Raw genomic sequence first — 12,889 nt, 5'->3', positions numbered from 1 at the left:
TGGAAGAAAAAGGTGCGAACCAACTATTGGTTTGCGCCATTTTTCTTTATGACCGAAAACATTTCCTATTTTTATCATTATAATGAAACCAAACCATCGACTTGTGTATCTAACTGATAGACAGAAAGAAAGGGGCAGGGATTTTGGATGAGATCAAGGAAGTGAAACGGGCCATAAAAGGGAATGTAGCTTCCTTTGAAAGGCTGATTACTGAACATAAAGGGACGATGTACCGGGTGGCCAGGACCGTCCTTCCCCGTGATGAAGATTGTGCGGATGCGATTCAGGAGGCCATCCTTAAAGCATTCCGCGGAATGAGGACCCTGCGTGAACCGCGTTATTTTAAAACCTGGCTGATCCGGATTCTCTTGAACGAATGTCACCAAATCCACCGGCAGCGGAAAAAGCTTGTCTCGATGGAGGAATATGCAGAGCCGGCTTTAAGGGAGAAGGGATTTGAAAAGATCGAGGTTCATGAGCTGCTTGATTCCCTGCCTGAAGAACAGAAGCACATTTTAAAATTGTTTTATATTGAGGACTTATCGATTCATGACTTGGCCCTTATTTTAGATATACCCGAAAACACGGTGAAAACCAGATTACGGCGGGCAAGGGAGAAAATGCAGCAGCTCATTGCGAAAGACGAGGAGGTAGAGACATGGAAAAATGGGAAAAGGAATTAAAAAAGGATGCAAACTCCCCTTTGCCCGATCTGGTTGAACATAGGATAGAAGAGACGCTAAAGCATCTGCGCCGCAGGAACCCGAAACGTAAGTTGTACCTGGGACTGGGAGCAGCTGCAGCCGCTATAGCCTTATCGCTGGGCATTTCAATGGTCTCTCCTGCTATTGCCAATACGCTAAAGGAGCTCCCGGTGGTTGGGTCAGCCTTTGAATTTGTCGGTAATATTGGCCAGAAAAAGGGCCAGCAAGCCGGGCTGGCAACCGAGCTTGGGGAGCAGGTCGAGATTGACGGGCAGCTGGTTACTTTTACAGAAACCATGTATGACGGCGGAGACATCCATGTTGGCTATATCAGGGAAAGCATGGGAAGCAGGACATCCAGTCATTTTCTGGGCAATCTGGAATTTTCCATTGAAAAAGGGCCTGTCAGCTCCGGGATGGGAGGAAAGGAAACAGAAATGGAAGAAGGAGTTTATGCCGGTACAGTAAGTCTAAGGTTCCGGGAAAAGATCCCCGAATCTTTCACACTCGTGGTCCGTCCACGCGAAGGAAGGTCCTGGGTCGTCAAGCTTCCTGTTGAAAAAAAAGGAAACAACCGGGTTTTTTCTATAAATAAGAAAAAAGAGACCCAGGACTTGGCCATCCTTTACGACAGGCTTACCTTCTTCCCTACCTCGACAGAACTTTCTTTTCGTCTTGTAATGGATGAAAAAGCCTTTACGGAAAATACCTATGATTATCTGGATTATCAGGTTGTCGACAACCAAGGACGTGTCCTGGAGCCTTTTAGCTCAGGCGGCGGGGGCGGCGGCCCGGTGAAAGGAAAAGTCACCCACACCTTCACCCATTCCTTTGAACCGGTCGATGACTTACCGGAATTCCTGATCATAAAGCCTTACCTTGATGAATTTAAAGAAACCCCTCCTGTGCTGATCAAGAAAAAATGGGAAGGTAAACAGGTGACTCTTTCCCAGGGTGGAATAGGTTCGATAACAGTGCTGCGGGCAGAGGAGCGGAACGGAGGCATCACTTTCACGTATGAGATCGACGGCGATGACGCGTATCGCCAGGCGAACGCCTTATGGCTGGAAGATTCAGCGGGAAACCGTTTTGATTCGGCCGAGGCCGCTGTACGGGTCGATGGAACCGCTAATCAATACCAGGCCACTTTTACCGGGATTACGGATTTACAAGATATCATCCTCGCGACCGTTACAAAGAACTCCCTTCAGTATCTGAAGGAATTGGAGATCAAGATTGATTTAAAGGAGAAGATGGTCCTCGAATAGGTAAATTGGGTTGCCCTCTGTACTGGGGCAACCTTTTGTAATTTCTCCTGTCAATAGGGATATAAATCTTGATGGAGTGAGAACTTAAGAAGAAAAAGGAGATACGTATGAAAATAAGAATTCTTACCCTGATTCTGCTCCTATTTAGTTTCACGGCTTCAAGCCCTGCCCTGGCAGAACCAGTACCGAAGAAAACACTTGCCATTGTGATTGATGATTTCGGTAATGATATGAAAGGAACAAGCGATATGCTGAGTCTTCCTATCCCCCTTACTATAGCGGTTATGCCTTTCTTGCCGACGACGAAACAGGACGCTGAGCTGGCCCATAAAAAGGGGCATGAAGTGATTGTCCATATGCCAATGGAACCGAAGCGCGGGAAGAAAAGCTGGCTTGGGCCGGGATCCATCACAACTGATTTAAGTGATGAAGAAATCAGAAACAGGATCGAAAAGGCGATTGATGAAGTTCCATTTGCAGTAGGGATGAATCATCATATGGGCTCAAAGGTAACCGAGGATGAACGAATCATGAGGATTATTCTGGAGGTTTGCAAGGAACGGAATCTCTATTACCTTGATAGCAAAACAACAGATAAGAGTGTGATTCCAAAGCTGGCGAAAGAATTATCGGTGCCTTATTTGGAAAATGAGTTATTTTTTGACCATGTCTATTCTGAACAACATATCTATCGCCAAGCTTCCAAAATTGTGGACCAGTTACGAAAACACAAACAAATCATCGCCATTGGACATGTTGGAATCACCGGCGACCGAGTCGTCAGTGCATTGAAAACCTATATCCCAGAGTACGAAAAAGAAGCCGAACTCGTCACCCTTTCAGAACTGATCACCCCTCCATTTATAGAATAGGGAAACAGAAGCGCAGGGCCGTACCCTGCGTTTTTTGAGGTCCATGAGCAAGAATTGGTTTAAGACCGCTTTCGATCAGAAGTTTGACCATTCTGACCTGCAATATTTTAATCCTAGTACTCGGTTAAAACGACCCGAACCGGTCAATTTAATGCTAGTACTGGCAATAAATTCGCTGCTATAAACCTAGTACTCGCAATAAAGCTGTGCTAACCAGCATTATATCGCGCCTAACCAGCATTATATTTTCCCTTACCAGCATTAAATGTATATTTAATACTAGTACTCGTATTATTTGATACCCCTACTTGTATTATTCAATATCCTTACTTGCAAAAAGTCGCAAAATCACGTGAAAAATAACTCCTTTCGATGGATGAGTGACTTAAAACGGATAAGGGAGGCTAATATTTGATTATAAAACCTAGCAAAAATTCTTTACTATGCACTGATTCTTGCTTTCTATGTCATTTCAAAGAGGTACAAAACTAGTAAAACTCTCCTCCACTAATCTTGCTGACAGCCTTACAAAACTTGGCCCATTTTGCTGGAAAGTGATTGCTGCCGGTTTTTATTTCGCAATAGGTATCATACTCGATTCTAACTGACCAATGGCTGCCGTCCATGGCCATCCTGAAATATTCTTCGGACCAATTCAGGAAGTCACATTTATATAGTTCAGAGAGCAACCATTCTTTTGCTTCATCTGAAATTAATAAAACATTCTGTTGCTCAATTGTATCTCCGAATGAATAGTGGATATGTTCGGCCTTGCCATTTTCTATATCAATTTTCACCTTGAAGAATGGTCCGGGATATCCCCCCGCAAAAGTTTCAATCCTTTTAATTGTGCTGTACGGCTTTCTGCCCCGGTACTTTTTCCATTTATGACCGCAGTCGAGGCAATAGTACCTCGCTTTCCCTTTTTCAACTTCAAAAGGGTAATCAGGAGGAGCGTTATCGATATATAACATGGATGGATGCTCGTCGCTTGTATTTTCACTTCCGCATTTCGGGCAGTTCGGCAGGCTTATTATTATCTTATTATTCATGTAGTACCTCATTGTCTGTTTAAGCATTGGCCACTTTCCCCAACCGGGTACTAGCCGGCTTTAAAGCCTAACATCCTCTTCCGCAAAAAAACACCTACAATTTAATGTAGATGTTCTATATTTATAGAATTAATTATTTTCTCCAATACACATTTTCCCTTTTATGTTTTATACCATCAATCCAAACGACGGAGCACTCTTCATCAACTTCAAATACTAGAATAACCTGATAAAGTCCAAGTCTGACCCAATATCCTTCCAGCATACCATTAGGTATTTTCTTTGCTGTAAGAGTAGGTGCATGAGAAAGTCGACTAAACGAACCTAAAAAATCCTTTCCTTTACATCTACAGGATAAGCAAGAATACTCCTGAGTTCGTTTAAGGCAGCTTGCGACCAGAAAACACTATATTCCATGTCCACACTTCAAGTCTCCCGAAGAAAGTCAAGCCCTTGTTCTTTGTTGTATATACGTCCACTCTTACGATCCTCACGACTTTTTTTAACCTGATTTAAAAGCTTCTCATCTTTTGCAAGATAATCAACTTCCATCTCATTTATTGTTTCTGTCTTCCTCTTCATGTTTAAGTATTCAATAAAATCATACACCTCAAGAGCATCTTGTTCAGGTATTTGGTCAATCATTCGCTTTAACTCTTCGCGATCTACACTCAAACCTTTCACCGCCTTGTGGTTTTACTTATTTGATTATATCACACTACCGGCTAAAGCCACGAACCGTCGTATAGCAGTTTTGGTAGCTTAACTTAGGATTTGATTTACTTTTTCCCTCATTTCCTTAAACCGGTCATTCAAAAGTTCTTGAATTTTGTTATCGGCATTAAAATGCATCATGATGGACTTGATTTCACTTCGATGGAATTTGCCTTGGTCATGAATTTTAAATGGTCTGCCGTTGAGTTTAAACCTAACCATAAAACTGTCAGCTTTCTTCCGCTCTCGGGGGAAAACTTGAACAAAATGCAGAACCGCCTCCTGGCATTTACAATCTGGATTCATACAGTAAGAATCCGCAATCATAAACAACTTACCCATATAAACCAAGTGAAAATAGTCATTTTCCTGATCAGGGAATACTTCTGAATAACAAACAGTGATGCTTTTAGCAATTTTACTAAGCACAGCCTGCATAATACCGCTCCTTTTAAATGACGTGATTGAACAGGTAACATTCCCATTATTCAGTTGTCCATTTGGTTTATGAGATTCAATCTTGGAGTAATTACGAAAAGTACAATGTGGGTATAAAATGAAGAAGAATGAAGGGGAAGATTACACGATTTGTTTTTTCTCAAATTGGCCTCCTTTTCGGAAAAATTATACCACGCCTGGTAAAATAAAAAGTTTGCATATTCAAGGATATTCTACAATTTTGTGAACAGTATGACCTCAATCCGTTGTTCTCCCTACCCCCATCCCTTACAATAGAAACAAATTAACTACTCGAGGAATTGCCATGAATAAAAATAGAACACTGGAAGACTGGATTGCCGAATGCATGCGTTTGAGGAAGGAGAATATCTATCTCAAGAAACAGATTCGAGATCTTCTCCAGCAGAATAAAAATAAAATTGAAAACCATGAAATTGTGACCAAGCATTCCCCCCTTTCTGCAAAGGTTCAGTTATACAGAAGCCTTTTTAAGGGACGGACCGATGTTTATGCACTTAGATGGGAAGCAAAGGATGGTAGAGCGGGTTATTTGCCTGCCTGCGCCCATGAATGGAACCGGCCCATTTGCCAGAAACCTATGATTAAGTGTTCAGAGTGCCAGCATCGCCGTTTACTGCCTGTCACTGAAAGGGTCATTGAAAATCACCTTAGCGGCGAGCATAGTATCGGCTTATATCCCATGCATAAGGATGAAACGTGTTCGTTCCTGGCAGTTGACTTTGACAAGCAGAATTGGCAAAAGGATGTTTTAGCGTTCATTCAGGTTTGTAAGACTGTTGGAGTTCCGTACAGTGTGGAGCGGTCGCGTTCGGGCAATGGAGCGCATGTGTGGTTTTTCTTTTCTAATAATATTGAAGCAGCGTTTGCCCGGAAGCTTGGATATGCGCTCTTGTCTAAAACAATGGAAGTGCGGCATGAAGTAGGAATGGATTCCTTCGACAGGATGTTTCCCAACCAGGATACTATGCCTAAAGGCGGCTTCGGCAATTTGATTGCTCTGCCCCTGCAGAGGCAGGCCGGAATCAATGGCAACAGCCTTTTCATTGATGAGAGCTTTACTCCATATCCTGACCAGTGGGTGTACTTGTCTGGGGTTCAGAAGCTGTCAAAGGGAGATATTGTAACCATTTTAAAAAAGCTGGATGCATCCGTGAATGAATCGCCCCAGATTAGTGTCCCTTTACCTAAAAAGTTAAGTATAGTCGTTAAAAATGGACTGTATATAAAGAAGAAACTGCTTCCATCCTCTCTTGCTGCGAAGTTGATTGAGCTTGTCACAATTACTAATCCTGAGTACTACAAAGCACAGTCAAAAAGGCTTTCGACTGCCGGAATTCCTAGGGTCATTAATTGTTCCAGTGAAGATCCTCGCCATTTCATCCTTCCTCGGGGTTGCAAGGAAGATGTGGAGGAATTGCTTGCAGATTTTGGGGTGGAAGTTACGTTTGAGGATGAAAGCTATGAAGGCTTGCCGCTCGAAGTTCAGTTTGCAGGAGAATTAACCTCCCAACAGGCTGATGCGGTTTCTCAACTGAGAATTCATCCTCATGGAGTATTATCTGCTACCACTGGATTCGGAAAAACGGTATGTGCGGCCGCTTTAATTGCTGAACGAAAAGTGAATACGTTAATCATTGTTGATAAAACTCAACTCAAACAGCAATGGGTCAGCCAGCTTTCTGCTTTTTTGAATTTGCAGAAGAAGGAAATTGGTGAAGTAGGCGGGGGAAAACAACGAATTACCGGGAAGGTTGATGTAGTAACACTGCAAAGCCTTGCCTATAAAGGAGAAGTAAAAAGTTTTATTACCCAGTACGGTCAAATTATTGTCGATGAGTGCCATCATATCTCGGCATTTACGTTTGAACGAGTTTTAAAGCATGTTCGGGCAAAGTACGTATACGGGCTAACGGCAACACCAATCAGGAAAGATGGCTTGCACCCTATAATCTTTATGCAATGCGGGCCGGTTAGGTATAAAGTGGACGCTCGGAGCCAGGCAAAGGTCCGGCCATTCGTGCACAAGCTCATTGTCAGGAGCACCGACTTTACTTCCAAATCGGATAACATCCAGGATCTATATAAAGCGTTGGCAAGGGATAAAAAGCGAAACCAGCAGCTGTTCGATGATGTTTTGCATGCACTTGACGAAGGGCGCTCCCCCATTATTTTAACCGAGCGGATTGAACATTTGGAATTTTTGCGAGAAAAGTTCAAAGGGTTTGCCAAAAATATTATTGTGCTTTCTGGTAATCTTTCAAAAAAAGAGCAAAAAATAGAACTTGAGCGACTAGCAGACACGCCTGAATCTGAAGAACGGCTTGTAATTGCAACCGGGAAATTCATTGGAGAAGGCTTTGACGATGCCCGGCTCGACACCCTATTTCTGGCGATGCCAATCTCCTGGAAAGGTACCCTGCAGCAATATGTCGGGCGTCTCCATCGGCTGCATGACAACAAACAGGAAGTTCGAGTTTATGATTATGTAGACAAGCGAGTACCTGTGCTGGAGAAGATGTTTGCCAAAAGACAGAGCGGATACAAGACGATGGGATATGTGAGGGATGGAGAAAACAAGGATAGCGCCGAGCAAATGAGGTTGTTTTGAAACTAGAGGATTATCTTTACGTCTCCTTATCAGAATGTCAGCCTCTTCCAGTCAGGCAATAAATGCTAAAGAGCCTAATCCATCACCGGATTAGGCCCTACATTTACTATATTTCACAAAAGAATTTCAATCACTTTACTGCCTTGCTCACTTTCACCTTTTTCCCCTTTATTGTCAGATTCTCCATGGCCTGCAGGACGAGTGCGCCCTTTCCATTGAGAATATCCACATAAGATAAATGGTCTTTTACGGTGATAATTCCGATGTCTTCTGCTGTTACACCGGGGATATTGGCGATTGTGCCCACAAAATCCAAAGCACGGAGCTTCTTCTTTTTCCCGCCGCTGAAATGGAGCTTCATGATATCTTTGTTGACTCGAGCCGTTTTATTATTGCGAACAACCCGGCGCCCCCGGGCTTTTTCCTCAAAATCAGCCCTTCCGCGGTCGACTTCCTCTTGATTAGGAGGTTCCATTTCAGTGAGTTCAAAGCCGATGTATCTTTCAATCGCGTTGATGAATTTCCCCTCAAACGGGGTTGAAAAGGTAATGGCTTTCCCTTTATTGCCGGCGCGCCCTGTCCTTCCGGTTCTGTGGACATAACTCTCTTTTTCCATTGGGACATCATAATTGATGATCAATGTCACATTATCAACATCGATTCCCCTTGCAGCTACATCGGTCGCTACCAGATAACGGAAGTTCCCCAGTTTGAACCCATCCATCACGGCAAAACGATCTTCTTGTTCCAACCCTCCATGAAGTCGTTCACAAGAATAATCCGCTGCCTCCAATTGAGCAAAAACGGTATCGACATGTTCTTTTGTCCTGCAAAAAATGATACAGCTGTCCGGATTTTCAACTACGGTAACATTTTTAAGAAGAGTCATCTTCTCGTCTTCTTTCACAGTCATTAAAAAGTGTTCAATACTGCTGGTTGTCACGCCTGCAGACGCTACCTCTATATGAGTCGGGTTGTTCATATACTGATGACAAAGGTTTTCCACATCTTTGGGGAGTGTCGCCGAAAAGACCATGGTTACCCTAGTTGATGGAAGTTCTTTAATAATCGCTTCCACTTCATCAATGAAGCCCATATTCAGCATTTCGTCTGCTTCATCGATGACTAAATACTTGATTTGATCTAAAAGGAGTGTCCCTCTTTCGATATGATCGCGAACGCGCCCAGGCGTCCCGACAACAATATGTGTTTTTTGCTGCAGTTCCTCCTTTTGTTTTGCAAAAGGCTCTTTTCCATAAACGGCGGTTGCTTTTATCCGTTTGAACCTTCCGATATTGGTCATATCCTCGCGAACTTGGACAGCAAGCTCCCTGGTTGGAGTAAGAATGAGTGCTTTGGGTTTTTTCTCCGCCCAATCCACCTGGTCGCAAATAGGAATGCCAAAAGCTGCCGTCTTGCCACTTCCTGTTTGGGACTTGACGACAAGGTCTTTATTTTCCAATGCCAATGGAATGGTCTTCCTTTGAACCTCTGTTGGAGTTTGGTACTTCAACAAATCCAGAGCCTTCTTAATTTCAGCACTTAATTGATATTCCTCAAAACTTGCATCGCTCATGTATGGCCCTCATTTATTAGTTTTTTTGATAATATTATAAGATTCTCTTTTTAAAAAATCATATTCATCATCACTGTGTTTATTATACGCGAACTTCCCAGCAAAGCGAATCAGGCAGCTATAGCCAGACGAACGTCTTCTGGCTGGAAGATCAATTGTTTTGTCTTCCTCTTCAAGTTTGACCATACTGGCCTCCTACTGCAACCATTTTTTAATGCTAGTACTTTGTTAAAACGCCAATATCCAGTCAATTTAATGCTAGTACTGGCATTTAATTCGATGCTATAAACCTAGTACTCGTATTAAAGCTAGGCTAACCAGCATTAAATGACGTCTAACCAGCATTATATGAACCCTTACCAGCAATAAATGTATTTTTAATACTAGTACTCGTATTATTCCTTTCCCCTAATTACAAAAGGATCGTAAATTACAAGGATGAGTGGCTCAAATCGGATTAGGAGACACATCTTTGGTCATAAAACCCAGCAAGAATGGGCCAGTAGCCCAAAAAAAAATAAAAGCAGCCCATAGGACTACTTTTATTTTTTGCTAATCTTCCACAATAGATACATTTGTTGCTGCCTCCTGCCGTGCAGCGTGCTGTTCATGTTCTTGCTGTTACTCGGTCACAATAGTGCATTTACGAATCTGGTCGTTGCCCTTGGTTTCCACATAAACTTTATATGGCCCCACCTGATAGGCATCTTTCGCGTTGTTCTTGATCCGAATTTCTTCCGTGAAAGCCTCAGTCGAATCATCGGAGTAGACTTCTTTAACGGTAACGGTCAGTCTGTTCTGATTTCCATTGAGTTTCTCTACCTTAGCCGTCGGCGTCGCGCTGACAGTAGTGACGACTGGAAGTATGACCGCTCCAAGTATGTCGGAACCATCATTTACGACGACTGCATAATTCGCACCGGCGTCAACATCGCTGCCTTTCACGCTGATTGTCGCTTTTCCGTTTGCAAATGTCGCGGTAGCCACGGAAACGCCGTCCTTTTTCAACACTGTTTGTGAACCGTCAGGGACATCCGCTGTGACAGGAATCTTGGCGTCACGCCCACTCACGATACGCTCCTGGTCAAGGCTTATTTCAGTGCCCAGACTCGTTACGTCTTCGTATGAATAGTCGGACACGTACTCAAACAGCTTAACCCGGCTGGCGGCTGCATAGTCCTTCAAAGGAGCCGTGCTTCCCTGGCCGACGAAGCCGTCTTCTGTTCCGTGCAATGCATACGTGTAATTGCTTGAACCAGTATGGGAAAATAGCGTCGTCTCGCCGGTCTCAGGGTCTATTCCCGTGTTAAACCATACCGCCCGATCTAATGCACTATCTCCAATCGTTGTGTCTGTGCGCAATGGAGCCGTCATGTCGCTGCTCAAATCACGCCATAAAATAGAGGGGGCGACAAGGCCGCCGTGAACCAAGCTCAACATGGTGTATCCAGTGTAACCGTTCGCTTTTGTGTATGGTCCCGGATCGGGGCTGGTGCTCTCATTAAAGATAAATCTTGTATTGTCCTGGATCAGCTTCGGTTCTACAATAATGTCGTCCACGATGGTGACAGGCGTACCCGCAAGTCCTCTTACACCGCCGGCCGCCGGGATGGATGCCACGTTCCTATTGGTCAGAGCCAGACCTGAGTCGACGGAGACAACCATATAAGTTTTACCGGATTCGATCGTTTTGGCCAATTTCCAATAATTTTCCGGAGCAGTGAAATCTGTAACACGCGCCGGGTTGATTGGAGTCCAGTTCTGGTCCCACAGAGATTTCTTTAACGTCAATGTTTTCAACTTGTCATCGTCTATCTTGCTATCTGTCTGGATTGTGAGCGTGCCACCTGCATGTTTTGGTAGAGGCTGGTATTCCTTGCTGTTGAGCAAGGCCAGTTTACCGTCATCCTTATTATAAAACTCCTGGAACAGCTTGAATTGAGTTTCACCGTCGCTGAAGCGGATATTGACGGATGAACGGTAGCCTGTATCCTTATAGTTTTGGTCTTTCTCCCATTCGGCGGTCATATGCCCGAAGTTTACTTTATACGTCGTCGAACTATTTGGGGATTCCTTTGAGGCGATTTTCACCGTCGCCACTGCTGGCTTCCCTGCGCTCACCTCTCCGTTTGCCGGGTTGAGTGTAACGCTGACGTCAACCTCATCGCTTGTGTATTTGTGTGCGACGTTCGCCGCAGAGAAGTCAATGTTAGATACGTTCTTTGGCACGTTAACATCAAATTCGGTTCTGCCCTCGACCTTGAATACATCGCCGCCGAAGTTAAACGACGTGAGCTTTGGTGAAGCCTCGTCCAACCCAAGATAGGCTTCCGGATTGATGATGGCCCAATAGGCTTCTTTTGGTGCACGATTGGAGTCGAATGGCAGCGGGTATCCTGTACTGCGCCAGCTGTTGTTATCAGCCACACCCCAGAAGGTAACGCGTTTTATATGGTCGGAGTACTTCTTATATAGCATGAACAGCTTGGCGTACAATTTCGCCTGCTCCTTCAACTGCGCCTCGGTAGGGCGAACGTTGGCTGAAGTGCCGTTGAATTGGACGTCTAATTCGGTGATGCTGATCTCACTTCCGGTTTCACTATAAATCTTCAAAACTTCCTCCAAATTATCTACATTGAGCCGGAGGTTGTAATGTCCCTGTATCCCGATGCCCTCGATCAGTTTCCTGCCGTTTGCCTCAGGGTGTTCTTTCGCGTATCTTTCGTTGAGCTCGTTGACCATGGAGGCAATCGCAATGGCTTTGTTAGGGAGTTCTTCGTCGTTAAAGTCATTGTAATACAGTATGGCGTCCGGGGCTGCCTCACGCGCAAACAAGAAGGCATCATATATATAATCCCACCCGTTTCCGCCGTTAGCGTAAGCTGCAAACCATCTGGACGGCCGTTCTGTTGGATTAATGCCGGAGCGAAGCGCGTTCCGCCAGTCGGTCGGATTTTCCGGATTATCCCTCATGGCTTCGTTCACAACATCCCAGGCTTCCAGCTTATAAGGGCCCTCACTATAGTGTCCGGCGATTGTCGAAATATACCTTTTCAAGCTGGCCCTTGCCTCGGTATAATTCTGACCGCTCGGCGGCCAGCCAGCTGACTGATTGTGCCACGCCAGTGCGTGTCCAATGGTATAGAAACCGTCGGCTTTAACTTGAGTTAACATGTTGTCGGCTTGTGCGAATGCCGGATCATCAGTGGGGTTGCGCCATATGGAGTCCGGCTTCGTAGCATTTTCGGGCGTTAGCGCGTTATAGTGGAACTTCATGAAATCATACTTCTCTGCATTTCTTAAGTCGTTCGGGCTAACCGTATTGCCGATAAGGAAATGGTCCTTGTAGACTTCTTTCAGCGGCATCACCTCTGTCGCTGAATTGTCCGGAGCACTCCCATTGACACCCTCTGCCGCTGAAGCATGGATGACCGGAATGGCCGTAGCGGGAAAAGAACTCAGGGTAAAAACCAGCGCTAACAAATACGTCAGTAGCTTTCTAGCTTTTTTATACAAAAAAATCATTCCTTTCCTGCCTATTATTCTTCTTTTTTGTTCATTTGGTGTTTTGGTGGTACATCACGAATGGATACACTAACTCAGTCATACATCCCG

10 protein-coding genes are annotated in these 12,889 nt (G+C 44.4%); 4 read left to right on the top strand and 6 right to left on the bottom strand.

The window, feature by feature from the left end:
• The first annotated feature begins 143 nt into the window (after nt 1-143).
• The 3 genes from ADU22_RS12785 to ADU22_RS12775 all read left to right on the top strand — a co-directional run bounded on the left by ADU22_RS12785 (nt 144) and on the right by ADU22_RS12775 (nt 2,844).
• Complete coding sequence (locus ADU22_RS12785) at nt 144-683, top strand: sigma-70 family RNA polymerase sigma factor (protein WP_053362496.1); 540 nt, start codon at nt 144-146, stop codon at nt 681-683.
• Complete coding sequence (locus tag ADU22_RS12780; protein ID WP_053362495.1) at nt 659-1,972, top strand: DUF4179 domain-containing protein; 1,314 nt, start codon at nt 659-661, stop codon at nt 1,970-1,972. The genes ADU22_RS12785 and ADU22_RS12780 overlap by 25 nt, the downstream gene beginning before the upstream one ends.
• A 107-nt stretch (nt 1,973-2,079) precedes the next feature.
• Entirely contained in the window at nt 2,080-2,844 is a 765-nt protein-coding gene (locus ADU22_RS12775) for a divergent polysaccharide deacetylase family protein (RefSeq protein WP_053362494.1), read from the top strand.
• A 488-nt stretch (nt 2,845-3,332) separates the two neighbouring features.
• On the opposite strand, the gene ADU22_RS12770 is transcribed toward ADU22_RS12775, so the two are convergent.
• From ADU22_RS12770 to ADU22_RS12760, 3 genes are all read right to left on the bottom strand, one after another.
• Nucleotides 3,333-3,923: a hypothetical protein gene (locus tag ADU22_RS12770; RefSeq protein WP_156324346.1), complete on the bottom strand. Its 591-nt coding sequence runs from the start codon at nt 3,921-3,923 to the stop codon at nt 3,333-3,335.
• A 399-nt stretch (nt 3,924-4,322) separates the two neighbouring features.
• Nucleotides 4,323-4,571, bottom strand: coding sequence for a hypothetical protein (locus tag ADU22_RS12765; protein ID WP_053362492.1), 249 nt, complete (start codon nt 4,569-4,571; stop codon nt 4,323-4,325).
• 87 nt (nt 4,572-4,658) lie between these two features.
• The gene (locus ADU22_RS12760; RefSeq protein WP_053362491.1) at nt 4,659-5,048 is read right to left on the bottom strand and encodes a hypothetical protein; all 390 of its coding nucleotides are present in this window, start codon (nt 5,046-5,048) and stop codon (nt 4,659-4,661) included.
• A 325-nt stretch (nt 5,049-5,373) separates the two neighbouring features.
• On the opposite strand from ADU22_RS12760, the gene ADU22_RS12755 reads away from it, so the two are divergent.
• The gene (locus ADU22_RS12755; RefSeq protein ID WP_053362490.1) at nt 5,374-7,698 is read left to right on the top strand and encodes a TOTE conflict system archaeo-eukaryotic primase domain-containing protein; all 2,325 of its coding nucleotides are present in this window, start codon (nt 5,374-5,376) and stop codon (nt 7,696-7,698) included.
• A 130-nt stretch (nt 7,699-7,828) separates the two neighbouring features.
• Here ADU22_RS12755 and ADU22_RS12750 read toward each other — a convergent pair whose 3' ends face one another.
• From ADU22_RS12750 to ADU22_RS12745, 3 genes are all read right to left on the bottom strand, one after another.
• Complete coding sequence (locus tag ADU22_RS12750) at nt 7,829-9,274, bottom strand: DEAD/DEAH box helicase (protein WP_053362489.1); 1,446 nt, start codon at nt 9,272-9,274, stop codon at nt 7,829-7,831.
• Nucleotides 9,275-9,283: 9 nt separating this feature from the next.
• Nucleotides 9,284-9,460, bottom strand: a complete 177-nt coding sequence (locus tag ADU22_RS24640; RefSeq protein WP_156324345.1) for a hypothetical protein — start codon at nt 9,458-9,460, stop codon at nt 9,284-9,286.
• Between the two features lie 435 nt (nt 9,461-9,895).
• Nucleotides 9,896-12,640 carry an endo-1,4-beta-xylanase gene (locus tag ADU22_RS12745; RefSeq protein WP_231687953.1) on the bottom strand — a complete coding sequence of 915 codons (2,745 nt, stop codon included), beginning with the start codon at nt 12,638-12,640 and terminating at the stop codon, nt 9,896-9,898.
• Nucleotides 12,641-12,889: the final 249 nt, after the last annotated feature.

The organism is Bacillus sp. FJAT-27251 (assembly GCF_001273925.1).
Classification (GTDB): domain Bacteria; phylum Bacillota; class Bacilli; order Bacillales; family Cytobacillaceae; genus Mesobacillus_B.
Note: the sequence above shows the minus strand (reverse complement) of the source record. Positions and strands in the feature narration are given on the sequence as shown.

Excerpts from the sequence above, each read along its gene's own strand:
- ADU22_RS12780 (WP_053362495.1), top strand. The coding sequence starts at position 659 with ATGGAAAAATGGGAAAAGGAATTAAAAAAGGATGCAAACTCCCCTTTG.
- ADU22_RS12775 (WP_053362494.1), top strand. The coding sequence starts at position 2,080 with ATGAAAATAAGAATTCTTACCCTGATTCTGCTCCTATTTAGTTTCACG.
- ADU22_RS12770 (WP_156324346.1), bottom strand. The coding sequence starts at position 3,923 with ATGCTTAAACAGACAATGAGGTACTACATGAATAATAAGATAATAATA.
- ADU22_RS12760 (WP_053362491.1), bottom strand. The coding sequence starts at position 5,048 with ATGCAGGCTGTGCTTAGTAAAATTGCTAAAAGCATCACTGTTTGTTAT.
- ADU22_RS12755 (WP_053362490.1), top strand. The coding sequence starts at position 5,374 with ATGAATAAAAATAGAACACTGGAAGACTGGATTGCCGAATGCATGCGT.
- ADU22_RS12750 (WP_053362489.1), bottom strand. The coding sequence starts at position 9,274 with ATGAGCGATGCAAGTTTTGAGGAATATCAATTAAGTGCTGAAATTAAG.
- ADU22_RS24640 (WP_156324345.1), bottom strand. The coding sequence starts at position 9,460 with ATGGTCAAACTTGAAGAGGAAGACAAAACAATTGATCTTCCAGCCAGA.
- ADU22_RS12745 (WP_231687953.1), bottom strand. The coding sequence starts at position 12,640 with ATGCCGCTGAAAGAAGTCTACAAGGACCATTTCCTTATCGGCAATACG.